Origin of the sequence: Mediterraneibacter butyricigenes (assembly GCF_003574295.1) — a bacterium.
Classification (GTDB): Bacteria; Bacillota; Clostridia; order Lachnospirales; family Lachnospiraceae; genus Mediterraneibacter_A; species Mediterraneibacter_A butyricigenes.
Window position 1 is genome coordinate 1 of sequence record NZ_BHGK01000004.1, and the last position, 16,765, is coordinate 16,765.

Here is a 16,765-nt window from a genome sequence, read left to right on the forward strand (position 1 = left end):
ATGATCGGGTTCATGCTGACGATAGTCGGGATCTCTCCAGCTTCTTTGTCAGAAGGCATACGAACTTCATCATGATCATCGGTCCGATTGCAACACATACATCATAATGTTTTCCTTCATTCTGTACCAGATCTTCGATTACTGCGGTAACCATACCGGAACGTCCGTAAGATCCGTCATCCGTTGTAACATACAGATTTCCTGCAACTGCTTCCATCTCTTTTTCAAGGATCAGCATATCTTTTGTCTTGGAACCAACGATAACGTCTGCATTGATTCCATGTGCATGCAGCCATTTTACCTGCGGATAAACCGGAGCTGCTCCGACTCCACCTGCGACAAACAGCATCTTCTTATTCTTCAGTTCTTCCAGGTCTTCGTGGATAAATTCAGAAGCACATCCCAGCGGTCCTACGAAATCGCGGAAGCTGTCTCCCTCTTTTAAGTTTGCCATCTTTGTGGTAGATGCTCCGACTTCCTGGAATACGATTGTAATCGTTCCTGCCTCACGATCATAATCACATATTGTTAAAGGAATACGCTCACCTTTGTCGTCCATTTTAACAATCACAAACTGTCCCGGCTGACAGTGACTTGCAACACGTGGTGCATGTACATCCATCAGAAAGATTTTTTCGGCCAGTTTTTCTGCTTTTAATATCTTATACATGATTCTCCTCCTTGTAAAAATGCTCATGGAATATAATACGCTATTTTCTGCTGCCATATTGCAAGAAAAAACCGCAGTCCAACAGGGCAAAAATAACATTTTTCCCTGTTGAAACAACGGTTTTTTTGTTAATAATTTATGTATCTTTTGGATTGATTATGAAATAACTATCAATCAGGAAGCAACTTAAAAGTCAACTTCTGTTCCGTAATAGATGCAGGTGAACAGTTTTTCCATTGTTGCCGGATCAATTGCACGCGGGTTGGATCCTGTACATGCATCGCCAACAGCCAGTTCAGAAATCTTAGCAATCTTCTCTTTGAACTCGTCTTCAATGATACCAAATTCTTTCAGAGTCTTCGGAATGGAAAGTTTTACATTGAAGTCATCAATCTTCTCACAGAGGCTGTTAATTAATGCCTGTTCTGAAGTTCCCGGAAGCCCTACTCTTCTTGCAATCTCTGCATAACGTTTTGCAGCGATCGGATCTTTTGCGTTATATTTGATAACGTATGGCAGATACATTGCATTGGCACAACCATGTGTAATATGTCCTGTGGAGAATGCAGCACCAGTCTTGTGCGCCATAGAATGTACGATTCCAAGTAACGCATTGGAGAATGCCATTCCTGCCAAGCACTGTGCATCGTGCATCTTAGCTCTTGCGTCCATATTTCCATTATAAGAAGCCGGCAGATAATCGAATACCATCTCGATTGCCTGGATAGCCAGCGGATCTGTATAAGCACAATTCAGGGTAGAAACATAAGCTTCAATTGCATGTGTCAGAGCATCCATACCTGTGTATGCAACCTGTTTTGCCGGAAGTCCTGCTACCAGATCCGGATCAACGATTGCAACATCCGGTGTAATGTTAAAGTCTGCCAGCGGATATTTTACACCTGTGCTGTAATCTGTGATAACAGAGAATGCTGTAACTTCTGTCGCTGTTCCTGATGTAGATGGAATTGCAGCAAATTTTGCTTTCTGACGCAGTTCCGGGAAACTGAACGGAGTGATCAGATCCTGGAAAGTCACTTCCGGATATTCATAAAATGCCCACATTGCTTTTGCTGCATCGATCGGAGATCCTCCTCCCATGGCAACGATCCAGTCCGGTCCAAATGCACGCATTGCTTCGGCACCCTTCATAACAGTTTCTACGGAAGGATCCGGTTCAACACCTTCGAACAGTTCTACTTCCATACCTGCCTCTTTCAGATAACCAACAGCCTTATCAAGAAATCCCTGGCGTTTCATAGAGCCTCCGCCTACAACCAACATCGCTTTAGATCCTTTTAAATTTTTTAATTCCTCTAAAGCTCCTTTTCCGTGATAAATGTCTCTTGGTAATGTAAATCTTCCCATAATATAGATCTCCTTTCTCATTACATCTTGCTACTGTGTTAATTATATCACAATGTGGAGGAAAATGCACGGAACTTCTAAATCTTTATACAAAATTCACAATGTATTCATATTTAAATGACTATCAATCCCGGGGTATAAGACAAAGCAGAGTTATAGGACAAAATGTGTTGGAGCCATTATCCTCCCGCGAAAGGTTGCAGCGGGAACCGCTTACGTTTACCTTCGCCCCATAGAAATATCTTTCGAGCGGTGCTTGCACACGCTCTCAGAAAGTACTGGGGCTTCGGATGTTCCCTTATGCATTCCTTTCGCGAAAGGGAAAAAAGTTTCAAACCCAGGCACAGACTTTGGCTCGTTACTTCGCGTAAAAAAAGAGAAGGATACATCTTTCCATAAAAAATGCATCCTTCCCTGTTTTTCAAGCTTTATATTCCATTATTCTTCTTCGTCTCCACCCAGATCCAACTCATAGCTTCGTGTGGTAATCTGGGACATCTTACCCTGTCCATTGATCAAAACAACCTGAAGGACGGTTTTCCCTTCCGGCATATCAAATGGTTCTAAATAAGTATTCGATGACTCACTTGGTGTTGTACCGTCCGTTGTATAATAGGCGGTATAACCGTCCGGAACCTGAATGGTAATCTTCATTGCCTGTTCATACTGTCCGGTAGACGGTGTGACTGCCGGTGCGTCTGCAACCGGAATATCAATATTATAAGTCTTTGTCACAGTCAGGCTTGGAATTCCCTTCTTATTAACCGAAATTGCCTTGACCGTATTCTCTCCCTCGTTCAGAAGAATCGGTTCTGTATATTTGGTGCTGGAGGTCGAAGGCTGACTGCCATCCGTTGTATAATAAATCTGATCTTCCTCTGAAGATAAGGACACCTGCTGTACCTCATCAAAAGACCCTTCCTCCAGACTGAACTCCGGGACTTCAATGATATACTCAGACAACGCTTTCTTCACACTGGAAGAGCTTTCATCCAGAAGATCAGGTATCTTTGCTGCCTGATCGGTATCCAGATAAAACTTCACCGTTGCTTCGTACAGATCTGCATTGGAATTCTGATCTTTCAGAACATTCAGGAAAACAGCTTCCGCAGCATCCAGTTCATCCTGCGCTTTGTATACATTTGCCAGACCAGTATATGCCTCCGGACGTTTTTTATTTTTATGGATCGCCTGCGTAAATTTGTTTTCGGCTTCGGTATAATTTCCGGCATTTAATGCCTTTTCTCCGCTTTTCACTACTCCTACATAGGAATTCTTATAAAAAACAAATGCCGCAATCACAAACAGGACTAACAGACAGGCGAAAATAATCCGTCTTTTTTTCTTTTTCTGTTTCATCGCTTTTTTTCTGGCAATCTGCTGTCTTCTCTTTTCTTCCGCCAGTTCCCGCTCACGGTCTCTTTCCCGTTCTCTGCGCATATTCCCTGTAACAGCTCTTCTCCGGCCGGTGTTCTCAGAGCGATTATTGATATCATTTGTCCGCATCGGTCTGGTATAACTGTCAATGGATCCTTTTACTTCTTTCGTCAGTACATCATCCAACGGATTATAATCCGGAACGATCTGTACTTCGCAGCCACATTCGCTGCAATATAACTCCCCATCTGGAATGTACGCACCGCAACGTGTACATTTCATAAATGTTCCCTCCTATTAACGTACTGCATCCATACAATTATTCATCAACATTGCAATTGTCATCGGTCCTACTCCTCCCGGAACCGGTGTGATGGCAGATGCTTTCGGTTCTACCTCTTTAAAATTCACATCTCCGCAAAGTTTGTTCTCTTCGTTTCTGTGCATTCCCACATCGATTACGACAGCTCCCTCTTTGACGTAATCTGCTGTGATGAATTCACGTTTTCCGATCGCTACGATCAGAATATCCGCCTTTGATGTAATCTCTTTCAGATTCTGTGTGTGAGAATGTGTCACGGTAACGGTTGCATTTTCCCGCAACATCAGACATGCCATCGGTTTTCCGACAATATTGCTGCGTCCCACAACCACGCAGTTTTTCCCTTCGATTGAAATTCCGGAACGCTTTAAAAGCTGAATAATTCCTGCCGGTGTACAGGATACAAACCCCTTATCTCCGATCCAAAGATTCCCCACACTGACCGGATGGAAACCATCCACGTCCTTTTTCGGACTGATTGTCTGGATCACCACATCTTCATCGATGTGTTTCGGCAGAGGAAGTTGCACTAAGATTCCATTTACACTATCGTCCTGATTCAATGACTCAACCAGATTCAGTAATTCCTGCTGGGAAATATCTTCTTCCAGTTCAAACGCTTTTGATTCGATTCCCACATAAGCGCAGGCTTTCTTTTTATTGTTGACATAAACCGTAGATGCCGGATCATGTCCTACCTGAATCACGGCAAGGCAGGGAACGATTCCCTGCTCTTTTAACTGTGCCGCTTCTTCTTTTAATTCATCTTTAATTTGCTTGGAAATAAGCTTTCCATCGATTAACCGTGCCATTTCTCTTCTCCTTAAAACAATCCGGTGATTTTTCCGTCATCTGTCACATCAATCTGATAAGCAGCCGGTGATTTCGGTAAACCAGGCATGGTAAGTACGGCTCCTGTCAATGCTACGACGAAACCAGCTCCTGCGCTGACATAGACCTCACGGATATGAATGTCAAAATCTTTCGGACGACCGAGAAGTTTGGCATCATCCGACAGAGAATACTGATTCTTTGCCATGCAAACCGGGAAGGAACCAAATCCCATCTCCTCAATCTTTGCAAGCTGTTTCTTTGCAGTATTTTCGAAGATAACCCCTCTCGCTCCATAGATTTCTTTTGCTATTGTTTCAATCTTTTCTGCAAGCGGAAGTTCATCTGCATATAATGGGTGGAATTTGCTTTCTTTGGTTTCCAGTGTTTTCACAACCTTCTCAGCCAGTTCAACTCCACCTTTTCCACCTTTTTTCCATACTTCCGCAAGGGCAAATTCACAGTCTCTTTCCTCACAGAATTCTTTGACAAATGCAACCTCTTCCGGAGTATCTGTAATAAAGGAATTCAGAGTCACAATCACCGGAACATCAAATTTCTGAATATTCTCAATGTGTTTCTCAAGATTTACAATTCCTTTTTTCAATGCATCCAGATTTGATTTACTCAACTGATCCTTTGCAACCCCTCCATTATACTTCAATGCGCGGATTGTTGCAACTAAAACTACTGCATCTGGGGCAAGACCAGCTACACGGCATTTGATATCCATAAATTTCTCTGCACCCAGATCTGCACCAAAACCTGCTTCCGTGATTGCGATATCACCTAATTTTAATGCAGTCTTTGTGGCACGGACACTGTTACATCCATGCGCGATATTTGCAAACGGGCCGCCATGCACGAGAGCCGGTGTATGCTCCAGAGTCTGTACAAGATTTGGTTTGATCGCATCTTTTAACAGTGCGGCCATAGCACCTGTAGCTTTGATATCTTTTGCGGTTACCGGATTGCCATCATAATCATAGGCAACGATAATCCGATCCAGACGCCTTTTCAGATCTGCCAGATCATCTGCAAGACAAAGGATGGCCATGATCTCAGATGCTACCGTGATTACAAAATGATCTTCCCGAACTGTTCCGTCTGATTTCTTACCTAATCCAACGACCACATTTCGAAGTACACGGTCATTCATGTCCACACAGCGTTTCCAGACAACCTGTCTTGGATCGATCCGCTTTTCGTTGCCCTGCTGAATATGGTTGTCCAACAAAGCTGCCAGAAGGTTATTGGCTGATGTAATCGCATGAAAATCTCCTGTAAAATGGAGATTCAGATCTTCCATCGGCACAACCTGAGAATATCCGCCTCCGGCTGCTCCGCCTTTTACTCCAAAACATGGGCCGAGAGATGGCTCACGAAGTGCGATAACCGCTTTCTTACCGATATGTGCCATTGCCTGTCCAAGTCCGACTGTGATCGTAGTTTTTCCCTCTCCGCCTGCGGTCGGATTGATGGCAGTTACCAAGACAAGTTTTCCGTCCGGGCGATCTTTCACTTTGTTCCAGAGTTCGTCGGAAATCTTTGCCTTATTGTTTCCATAATAAATCAGATCGGACTCCTCAATTCCAATTCTTGCCGCCACATCACGGATATGTTCTACTTTTGCTTCCTGTGCGATTTCGATGTCTGATTTCATTTCTTTGCTCATCTTGTGTTCCTCCCTGTTGATTTGCTGTGTATTCTTTGCAACTGCTTTACGATTCGCCCTCTCCCGCCAGATAAGTTTCGAATTCTTCCATAGTCATCAGAATCTTTCTGGGCTTGGTTCCTTCTTCGCCGCCAACGACTCCCGCTTCACAAAGCTGGTCCATAATTCGTGCAGCTCTGTTGAAACCGATTTTAAACATTCGCTGTAACATTCCGATGGATGCTTTTTCTTTTTCAATGATAAATTTACCGGCATCTACGAAATAAGCATCACGCTCTTCTTTTGATGAATCCTCTCCCGGCATGGAAACCTCAGTTCCCGCATTGGCATTGACGTGTTCTTCAATCTCTTCGCTATAAGACGCTTTTCCATTATGATCAATCAAATAATCTACGACTTTCTGCACTTCCTGATCCGATACAAAGGACCCCTGTACACGAACCGGTTTCGGGTATCCTGCCGGATAGAACAGCATGTCTCCTTTTCCAAGTAGTTTTTCCGCACCATTCATATCGATAATGGTTCTGGAATCCACTCCCGATGTGGTGGAAAATGCAATTCTAGATGGCATATTGGCCTTGATCAGACCGGTAATAACATTAACAGAAGGTCTCTGCGTTGCAAGGATCAGATGAATCCCTGCGGCACGCGCCAACTGTGCGAGACGGCAGATTGCACTCTCCACTTCTCCCGGTGCTACCATCATCAAATCCGCCAACTCGTCCACGATCACTACAAGTTGGAACATCTTCTTGGGCAGGTTTTCTTCCGTTCCCGCTTTCTCCAGTTCGTCAAGCTTTGCATTGAACCCTTTCATATCACGAACATTAAATTCCGCAAAGAGCTGATATCGATTCATCATCTCCGCAACTGCCCAGTTCAGCGCTCCGGACGCTTTCTTCGGATCTGTCACAACAGGGATCAAAAGATGAGGAATTCCATTATAAACGCTCAGTTCTACGACTTTCGGATCAATCATGATCATCTTTACTTCGTCCGGAGAAGCCTTATATAAAATACTCATGATCAAAGTATTGATGCACACTGATTTACCGGATCCAGTTGCACCGGCCACCAGCACATGCGGCATCTTGGCAATATCCGACACGATCGTCTTACCGGAAATATCTTTTCCGACTGCGAAGGACATCTTGGAAGTACTCTTCTGAAACTCTTCGCTTTCCAGCAGATCCCGGAGCATAACCGGACTCGTTTCTTTGTTCGGAACCTCAATTCCCACCGCTGCTTTTCCGGGAATCGGTGCCTCGATTCGAAGATCTGCCACAGCAAGATTCAATTTGATATCGTCTGCCAAGCCCACGATCTTGCTGACCTTCACTCCCTGCTCCGGCTGAATCTCATATCGCGTAACGGAAGGTCCACAGCTTGCGTTGGTAACATGCACCTTTACTCCGAAATTCTGCAGGGTCTGCTCCAGTTTGAGGGCTGTTGCTCTCAAATGGGCATCCGAATCTCCCTTATGTCCGCTTCCTTTTTTCAATAATGAGAGCGGCGGCTGTCTATACTGTTCGATCGCAGCTTCGGAAGAAAGTTCTGTCTCTTTCCGTTCTTCTTCCACCGAAGAAATCTGTTTGGAAAGTTCTTCCGGGTCGGTTTTCTTTTTTCTTGGCGTTGATTTCTTTGGTTTTTCTTCCGGTACAGAATCCATTTCCTGAACAGATTCTGCAACCATTCCGGAATCTTCCGGAAGATCCGCGAAAAGCTCACTCTCCTCTGGACGATTGATGACAAAATCATCTGCCTGCATCGTCTGATCATCTGATGCATTTTCCGCTGCTTCTTCCGCATACAATTCTTTGACATTCGGAGATTTTCCGACTAAAGTGGTTGCAAAAGATACGCCGGAAACTTTCTGATCCTTTCGGCTCTTTTTCTCTTTTGCATCCGATTTTGCTTTCGTTGCTTTGGCTTTCCCAGTTTCTTTCTGAAGCTCCTGTTTTCTGATCTGGGCGGTTTCTCTTCGTTTTCTTGCAGATTCTCCTGCTTTCGCACCGCCCTTTTTCAACACCTTGAACAAAGAACGTTCCGTAATCAGAATCATACTGATCAATAACAGCACGATTACTAACACATACGTACCTGCCACACCGAAAAGCGGACAGAGAATATGTACAAAGAGTCCGCCTACCAGACCGCCTGCGTTTCGGTGCGCGCTGGCAGATTTGTAGCAATCTCCAAGAGTAGACGAAACAGAATAGGAATTGGTGATCAGTTCCAGGAATGTACAGAGCATACAGATAAACAGAACCGCTGCTGCAAATTTCAGATAAGCATGTCCATTTCCCCTGTTCGAAATCAGAAACCAGATTCCACAGAATAACAGAATCGGCATAATATAAGCCAGAAATCCGAAAATCCCAAAGAGAACGGATGAGACTGCTCCTCCTACAATCCCGCCGATCCCGAAATTACTTAAAATCAATAATACACAAACAGCAAGCGAAATCAGAATGACGATTTCGCTGTAAAGTCCCTCCTGTGCCTGGGTGGACGCTGTTGTTTTTTTCTTTTTTGCGCTTGATGTCTTTTTACTTTTTGTTGTCTTTGCAGCCATCTAAGTTCCTCCCCTTCTTAACCGACAGCTACGGCATAGTATCTTAAGTATATCATTTTCCATTTTTTCTGTCTATCATTTCATGCAACTTGTTCATGGCGTCGCTGATCCCGCCTACCGAATCAATCATCCCCTCTTTCACCGCATCTTCTCCTTCCAGCATGGTTCCCACATCCTTCACAAGCTGAGAACTGTTCAGCATCAGTTCTTCCAGCCGTTTCTGGGAAATGTTGGAATGTCTGGAGATAAAGCCGGTGATCCGATCCTGAGTCTTCTCCATATTCCGGTAACTCTGAATGGTTCCGATAAACATTCCATTCGAGCGCACCGGATGTACGATCATAGTCCCGGTCGGCACGATATAGGAATAATCTGCCGCAACAGCCATTGGGCCTCCGATGGAATGACTGCCTCCCAGAACCAGAGAGACGGTCGGTTTGCTGAGCGAAGCGATCATCTCCGCAATGGCCAGCCCTGCCTCTACATCCCCTCCCATTGTATTCAACAGAATCAGTACTCCGTCTACCTCATCGTCATCCTCTGCCTGTGCAAGTCTGGGCAGTAAATGCTCGTACTTTGTTGCTTTGGTATTGGATGCCGCAGATTCATGTCCTTCGATTTCACCGATGATCGTGAGTAACTGGATATTGTGTTTCCTCTGATTCTGATTCAGCTTTGTGTCCCCTAATTCTCCCATTTCACCGGTTCCTTTTTTGGATTCATCCATGTAACAATTCTCCTCTCGTTTATCCGTTCTTATTTCACGGATCATTATACTCTTCGTTATATATCCGAGCCGTATATTTACAATATTAGTATAGGGAGAAAAGTTTTTTCTATTCTAAAACTTCTAACCTATCAACCGATTTTCTATTCCATACTGAAAGTAGATCTGATCTAAAAACAAAATGTACTGCAAGGAATATCTGCGTCTATCCGTCAAAAGGCAGCATACGACAAAAAAGCTGCCATACATAGTATCATTCCCCGATACCCTTGTATCACAGCTTTTTGTTTTCTCAAAGTTAAATCGTATATAAAACTTCTATTCGGCAAATTCGTCTGATCATTGCGGATATTTTATACTGCCTGCAATGCCTGCTCCAGATCTGCGATAATATCGTCAGCATTTTCAATCCCAACACTGAAACGGATCAGATCTGGCTGAACCCCTGCCTCTAATAATTCCTGCTCGTTCATCTGACGATGTGTATGGCTTGCAGGATGAAGGACACAGCTTCTTGCATCCGCTACATGTGTCACGATCGCAATCATCTTTAATGCATCCATCATCTTTACCGCCGCATCCCTTCCGCCTTTCAGTCCGAACGTGATCACTCCGCAAGTTCCGTTTGGCATATATTTCTTTGCCAGATTGTACTGTGGAGCTCCCGGAAGTGACGGGCAGTTGACCCATGCCACTTTCTCATGGTTCTGCAGGTAGGTAGCTGCCTTGATCGCATTTTCACAATGCCGTGCCATACGAAGATGGAGTGTCTCCAACCCAAGATTCAAAAGAAATGCATTCTGCGGAGACTGTATCGATCCAAGATCACGCATCAACTGTGAAGTTGCTTTTGTGATATAAGCGGCCTTCCCGAATTTCTGGGTGTAGATAATTCCATGATAGGTTTCATCCGGTGTCGTCAGACCCGGGAATTTATCTGCATGTGCTTCCCAGTCAAAGTTCCCACTGTCTACGATTGCTCCGCCAACACAGGCAGCATGTCCGTCCATGTATTTTGTTGTGGAATGCGTTACAATATCTACACCCCATTCAAACGGCCGACAATTGATCGGGGTTGCAAAGGTATTATCCACGATAAACGGAACGCCATGTGTGTGAGCTGCTTTAGCAAACTTTTCAAAATCAAGAATCGTCAGTGCCGGATTTGCAATAGTCTCACCGAATACCGCTTTTGTATTGTATTTAAACGCTGCATCCAGTTCTTCCGGTGTACATTCCGGATCTACAAACGTTGCTTCTACGCCCATCTTACGGATGGTATGCGCATACAGATTATAGGTTCCGCCATATAAAGCAGATGCACAGACAATGTGGTCTCCTGCTTCTACAATATTCATGATTGCATAGAAATTGGCAGCCTGTCCCGAAGAAGTCAGCATCGCGGCTGCTCCACCCTCCAGATCGCAGATCTTTGCTGCGACTGCATCGTTGGTTGGGTTCTGTAATCTGGTATAGAAATATCCGGCTTCTTCCAGATCAAACAGGCGTCCCATCTGATCGCTGCTGTTGTACTTAAAAGTCGTACTCTGGTAAATCGGCAGGATTCTGGGTTCCCCATTCCCCGGAGTATATCCTGACTGAATACATTTTGTTTCAATTTTGTAATCGCTCATATCAACAAACCTCTCATTCTGTATTTTTTACTGATATAAATACTTTTTCTCTAAAGTTCGTACCATCTTTGTATACAGTTCTTCACAGGAGTCCGGCTCTTTTGCCTCGATCAGTCTGATACAGGGCTGCAGATACTCTTCCCAGATCTGTTCATAGATCTCATCAGCACGATCTGTCTGTGAAATATGTTTTACGATCGTCGGTGCGATATTGTAATACTCTTTTACGATTTGTTCTCTTTCCGGTGTTTCCAGCATATACGTATCCCGATAATGACGCAACAACGTCAGTTCATAACAGTCATCCGGTTTGTTCTGACTCTGGCAGACTGCCGTTGTCACATAACAGAATCCGGTTTTAAATCCGCCCTGAATATCAGATACGCTGGGACAGCCGATAGTCGTTGAGGTAAAGGTTTCGTTCCATTTCTCTGTGATCTGCTGTGCAAATTCATCTGCATAAGGACTTTTGATCGCGCGGATCAACGGAAGGAAATAAGAAACCAGCGCCATATTATTGTTCAGAACCTGAATTTCCCGTTTTCGCCTGGATTCGAACTGATCCACATCCGCTTTTGCATCCGCAATCAATGCATCCTGCAGATTCGAAAGACATGCATCGTTCTGATCCATAAGCAACCGGATCTCCTCCAGTAATTCTTTATAATCTTCCTGCAGTTTGTCGATATCAGACAGATAGGTCTTTTTCCGAAACTGTTTGGAATATTCTTTCGTCACATGGTAAAGCTCAATGAATCTTTTCTCCAAGATCTCATTCTCCTTTGTATGGAATCTTATTCATTCCAGTTATAGTATACATCCTGTACGTCATCATCTTCATCCAGAAGATCCAGAGTTTTCTGAATGTTGCGGATGTCTTCTTCATCCGTCAGATCCACCCATGTCTGAGGAATCATGGTCACTTCTGCGCTGATCATCGGGATTCCTTCTTCTTCCAGTTTCAAACGAACCTCACTGAAATCCTCCGGTGCGGTAATGATCTCGTAGCTTTCTTCCTCTTCTGCAAAATCTTCTGCACCTGCATCCAAAGCAGCCATCATCAGGTCGTCAGAATCCATCTCACATTCTTCTTTATCTACGATAATCTGTCCTTTTTCATCAAACATAAAGGACACACATCCCGGAGTTCCTACATTTCCGTTTCCTTTTGTAAATGCATTACGGACATTGGATGCGGTACGGTTCTTATTGTCTGTCAGTGTCTTTACGATGATTGCAGTTCCGTTCGGTCCATATCCTTCATATGTAATGTGCTCATAGTTATCTGCCGCACCTTCACCTGCAGCTTTTTTGATGTTTCGCTCGATAGTATCGTTCGGCATGTTATTGGACTTTGCCTTTGCAATCACATCACGAAGACGGCTGTTGTTGTTCGGATCCGGTCCGCCACCTTCTTTTACTGCAACGGCAAGCTCACGTCCAATCTTTGTAAAAATCTTGCCCTTTGCAGCATCATTTTTTTCCTTTTTATGCTTAATATTTGCAAATTTAGAATGTCCTGACATCTTTTATCTCTCCTTTTTTCGTTTCATCAAGAATATACACTCGTCCTATTCTACCACTCTTAAAGCCACATTTCAATCATTACCCTTCTGTCTTATGTAGAAATCTCCAGACTGATTTTCAAGGCCTCTTCAATTTTCTTCATAAAAGAATAATCCACATGACAGACATATTCCCGAAGTCTTTGTTTGTCGATGGTTCGGATCTGTTCCAGAAGGATCACCGAATTCTTTACAATATGATATTCTTTTGCGCTGATCTCTATATGCGTCGGCAGCTTGGATTTATTCATTTTGGATGTGATTGCCGCACAGATCACGGTCGGACTGTGTCGGTTTCCCACATCATTCTGAATGATCAGTACCGGTCGGATTCCTCCCTGTTCGGAACCGATCACCGGACTTAAATCCGCATAAAATATATCTCCCCGTCTGATTTGCATAAACTTCCTCCAGTTTCATTTGATGTTTCATCTGATACCAGAGTATTCCCTTATTTTTTCAGGTGTATGCAAAAACAGCCAGATCCCGGGCAGGGCAATCAGCAGGTAATACTCTCTGCCACGTAGATCCTCGGGATTCGTTTTCCGAGACAACAGATAAATTCATATGGAAAACGTCCGCTTAATTCGCTTAAATCTTCTACCCGGATTTCTTCTTCCCCGTCTGTTCCCACTAAAACAACCAGATCTCCGAATTTTGCATCCGGGATCTCCGTCACATCTACCATAAACTGATCCATACAGATTCGTCCAAGAATCGGTGCTTTCCTTCCATGAATGAGTACATAACCCTTGTTGGATAATCCACGGGGATATCCATCTCCATAACCAACCGGTATCGTTGCCACCCGCATCTCCTTTTCTGAAACAAAGGTTCCTCCGTAACTGATGGATGTCCCGGCAGGAATTGTCTTAACAAATGCAATATGGCTCAGTAATTTCATAGCCGGTTTTAAATCTACATGCTCTGTGCCCACCTCATCTGAAGGATAAAGTCCATAGAGGGAGATTCCTGCACGCACCATATCATGACTGTACTCCGGATAATCAATCAGCCCGGCGCTGTTGTCACAGTGACAAAGCGGGAAGCGCACTCCTTTTTCTGCCAGTTTGTCGATCATCCACTGGAATTTTTCATGCTGCTGATCCGTATAATCCCGCGGTGTTTCATCGGCCTTTGCAAAATGTGTGAAAATCCCTTCCAGTTCCAGATTCGGAAGCTTTGCAATCCGACAGATTGTATCAACACTGTCTTCATCTATCGGAAAACCAAGTCTTCCCATTCCGGTATCCAGTTTGATATGGATATATGCCGTTTTATGATTTTCCTGCGCAAGCCTGGAAATCGCCTCCGCCTGCTCCTCCATATAGACATTGACACGGATCTCATGATCCAGCATCATATCATATCCGTCTTCAAAGATACAGCCAAGAACCAGTGCCGGTTTACGGATCCCGTTCTTGGCAAGCTCCAGCGCCTCATCCAGTGTGGCGACTGCGTATCCCCAGACATAATTCAGCTTTTCCAGTACACCGGCCACCTCTACTGCACCGTGACCATATCCATCCGTTTTGATGACTCCGATCATTTTTGTATCAGAAGGAATATTCTGATGCATCTGTTCCATATTATATGCAATATGATCCAGATTAATTTCCGCATAAACCCTTTCGTGAAGTTTCATGCTGTTAGACCTCCTTTTGGTTTCAAGTTCTTTCTTTATTTTCAACGTCTTTTATTGCCAGCGTTCACAATATTCTATCTCATGGATCAGGTCTCTGGCAAGTACTCCGTAAGATCCTTTTTCTTTTTTTGCCTGATCTCCTGCCATTCCATGTAAAAACACGCCGGTAATCGCCGCATCATACGCAGATATTCTCTGTGCCAGAAGACCTGTAATGACACCGGTTAATACATCCCCGGATCCGCCTTTTGCCATCGCCTGATTTCCGGTTGTGTTCAGATAAGGATGCTCGTCCTGTTTCATTACCAGTGTCCGTGCATCTTTTAGCACACAGGTTACCGAATATTCTTCCACGAATTTCTTCAGGATTTCAAAGCGTCCTGTCTGAATCTCAGCAACAGGTTTTCCGCCAAGAAGCCTGCTCATTTCTTTCATATGAGGCGTAAGAACCGTCGCTTGCTTTCGTGTCTTCAGTAACTCCAGTCGATTCTGTTCTGCCAGAAGATTCAGTCCGTCCGCATCGATGACACAGGGAACCTCTGCCTGTGTCAGCACGGTTTCCAGAATCTCTGCCGCTTTCTTTCCTTTTGAAAGTCCCGGTCCGATTCCGATCACATCTGCCCATTCTGTCACGGACGATACAGACTCTTTTTCATAGGTAGTTATAATTGCTTCCGGTAACAGTTGCTGCAAGACCTGACGGTTGCTCTCCGGTGTATAGATCTTAACCAGACCTGCTCCGATTCCGTAAGCTGCCGCCGCACTGAAAAATGCAGCCCCGGACATTCCCTCGCTTCCGGCAATCAAAAGGACTTTTCCGTAAGTTCCTTTGTGTGAATTCATGAGGCGTCTGGGCAGAACGGATTTCAGATCTTTTCTGTCACAGGTTCTCACCACTTCTTTTTGTTTTGTGAAATAAGTTTCATCGATCCCAATCGGAACCGCAAATACCTCTCCGGCATATTCTTTTCCGGGAAACAGAACAGTTCCCAGTTTTTCACACTGCATGGAAACTGTATAATCTGCACGAAATCCAATCCCCAGAATCTGTCCGTTCTCCGCCGAAACACCGGATGGAATGTCCATTGCCAGCTTGATACCTTTCAACTGATTCATGGTTTCCAGGATCGTAGCGTAACGTCCGGAAATTTCTCTGGAAAGTCCGACTCCAAAAATAGCATCCACCACCAGCGTATAGTCTTTCTCCGGGATTTCAGAAAAGATCTCGCCACCCAGTGTCTTAAAAATCTCCATCTGCGTGGTGCACTCTTCACTTCTGGAAGCTTCCTTCCCCACAAAAGTCACGGTCGGATGGACTCCCTTTTCCAGAAAAAGTCTGGCCAATGCAAATCCGTCTCCTCCATTATTACCGGATCCGCATACAATCAGAACATTCCCTGTATCTATCTGTCTTGCTGCTATAACATGGAGACACTGCAATGCAGCCCGTTCCATCAGAACCAGAGAAGGAATCCCGATTCCGTCTATGGTATGACGATCTGCTTCTCCCATCTTTTTTCCTGTCGGAAGATAACGCATAATTAGCCCTCCTTTATCCATTCCGGAAAAAAGGGTGATACAGAAAGCCTTACGCCCCTGCAACACCCTTCATTTCATGTTCCATCATTTCGTCAGTTCTTTTCATGTTCTCCGTTGTAACGGCTGATATTATAAGACAATTTCATCAGACTCTCCGACAGATGAACATTTTCAACAATGACATCCTCCGGGAGATTCAGATCAATGTGTGCAAAATTCCAGATCGCACGCACACCGTTGTTCACCAGTGTGTTGGCAACTTCCAGTGCTTTCGTCTTCGGAATTGTAAGCACAGCAATTTCAATCTGATTTTTCTTCAGGAAATCTTCCAGTTCGTCCATCAGACGAACCTGAACACCTCGGATTGCCACACCCTGAAGTCTCGGGTTCACATCAAACAATCCTTTCAGGATAAATCCTCTGTCTCCGAAAGCTGCATAATTAGCCAGCGCCTGTCCCAGATTACCAGTTCCGATAATAATCATATTATGAATCTGATCCAGTCCGAGGATCTTACCGATCTCATTGTAAAGATATTTTACATTATATCCGTAACCCTGCTGACCGAAACCACCAAAATTATTCAAATCCTGACGGATCTGAGATGCAGTTACTTTCATTCTTTTACTGAGCTCATTTGATGAAATGCGCTCCACTCCGTCAGCCATCAGTTCACCAAGATATCTGTGATACCTCGGAAGTCTGCCGATGACTGCCTGGGAAATCTCTCTCTCTTCCACTTTTATCACCTCTAACCAATATGTATTTATTATATAGAAAGCATCTTTTAAAGTCAAACATCTTTTCGAGCAATTCTTGTATTTTCCCGAATTTCCG

The 16,765-nt window shown here is 44.3% G+C and carries 13 protein-coding genes and 1 pseudogene; all 14 read right to left on the minus strand.

Annotation, left to right across the window (positions count from 1 at the left end):
* A pseudogene (locus KGMB01110_RS14355) lies at positions 1 to 670 on the minus strand (sulfide/dihydroorotate dehydrogenase-like FAD/NAD-binding protein); the annotation flags it as partial.
* Positions 671 to 856: 186 nt separating this feature from the next.
* Entirely contained in the window at positions 857 to 2,038 is a 1,182-nt protein-coding gene (locus KGMB01110_RS14360; RefSeq protein ID WP_119299276.1) for an iron-containing alcohol dehydrogenase, read from the minus strand.
* A 438-nt stretch (positions 2,039 to 2,476) separates the two neighbouring features.
* Positions 2,477 to 3,697: a chitobiase/beta-hexosaminidase C-terminal domain-containing protein gene (locus tag KGMB01110_RS14365; RefSeq protein WP_117602267.1), complete on the minus strand. Its 1,221-nt coding sequence runs from the start codon at positions 3,695 to 3,697 to the stop codon at positions 2,477 to 2,479.
* Between the two features lie 15 nt (positions 3,698 to 3,712).
* On the minus strand, positions 3,713 to 4,549 hold the full coding sequence (folD, locus tag KGMB01110_RS14370; RefSeq protein WP_117602268.1) for a bifunctional methylenetetrahydrofolate dehydrogenase/methenyltetrahydrofolate cyclohydrolase FolD: 837 nt from the start codon (positions 4,547 to 4,549) through the stop codon (positions 3,713 to 3,715).
* 11 nt (positions 4,550 to 4,560) lie between these two features.
* A complete protein-coding gene (locus KGMB01110_RS14375) occupies positions 4,561 to 6,231 on the minus strand; it encodes a formate--tetrahydrofolate ligase (RefSeq protein ID WP_117602587.1) in 1,671 nt (556 codons plus the stop codon).
* Positions 6,232 to 6,289: 58 nt separating this feature from the next.
* Positions 6,290 to 8,818 carry an FtsK/SpoIIIE family DNA translocase gene (locus KGMB01110_RS14380; RefSeq protein WP_119299278.1) on the minus strand — a complete coding sequence of 843 codons (2,529 nt, stop codon included), beginning with the start codon at positions 8,816 to 8,818 and terminating at the stop codon, positions 6,290 to 6,292.
* 52 nt (positions 8,819 to 8,870) lie between these two features.
* The gene (locus KGMB01110_RS14385; RefSeq protein ID WP_243112878.1) at positions 8,871 to 9,515 is read right to left on the minus strand and encodes a ClpP family protease; all 645 of its coding nucleotides are present in this window, start codon (positions 9,513 to 9,515) and stop codon (positions 8,871 to 8,873) included.
* A gap of 383 nt (positions 9,516 to 9,898) precedes the next feature.
* Entirely contained in the window at positions 9,899 to 11,179 is a 1,281-nt protein-coding gene (locus tag KGMB01110_RS14390; RefSeq protein ID WP_119299280.1) for an O-acetylhomoserine aminocarboxypropyltransferase/cysteine synthase family protein, read from the minus strand.
* A 27-nt stretch (positions 11,180 to 11,206) separates the two neighbouring features.
* Positions 11,207 to 11,947: a CFI-box-CTERM domain-containing protein gene (locus KGMB01110_RS14395; RefSeq protein ID WP_243112876.1), complete on the minus strand. Its 741-nt coding sequence runs from the start codon at positions 11,945 to 11,947 to the stop codon at positions 11,207 to 11,209.
* 26 nt (positions 11,948 to 11,973) lie between these two features.
* Entirely contained in the window at positions 11,974 to 12,705 is a 732-nt protein-coding gene (locus tag KGMB01110_RS14400) for a YebC/PmpR family DNA-binding transcriptional regulator (protein ID WP_117602272.1), read from the minus strand.
* 92 nt (positions 12,706 to 12,797) lie between these two features.
* Positions 12,798 to 13,145, minus strand: a complete 348-nt coding sequence (locus KGMB01110_RS14405; RefSeq protein WP_117602273.1) for a type II toxin-antitoxin system PemK/MazF family toxin — start codon at positions 13,143 to 13,145, stop codon at positions 12,798 to 12,800.
* Between the two features lie 98 nt (positions 13,146 to 13,243).
* Entirely contained in the window at positions 13,244 to 14,389 is a 1,146-nt protein-coding gene (gene alr / locus KGMB01110_RS14410) for an alanine racemase (RefSeq protein ID WP_119299282.1), read from the minus strand.
* A gap of 51 nt (positions 14,390 to 14,440) precedes the next feature.
* Positions 14,441 to 15,928, minus strand: a complete 1,488-nt coding sequence (locus tag KGMB01110_RS14415; protein WP_119299283.1) for an NAD(P)H-hydrate dehydratase — start codon at positions 15,926 to 15,928, stop codon at positions 14,441 to 14,443.
* Between the two features lie 92 nt (positions 15,929 to 16,020).
* Entirely contained in the window at positions 16,021 to 16,668 is a 648-nt protein-coding gene (locus tag KGMB01110_RS14420) for a redox-sensing transcriptional repressor Rex (RefSeq protein ID WP_117602276.1), read from the minus strand.
* Positions 16,669 to 16,765 lie beyond the last annotated feature (97 nt).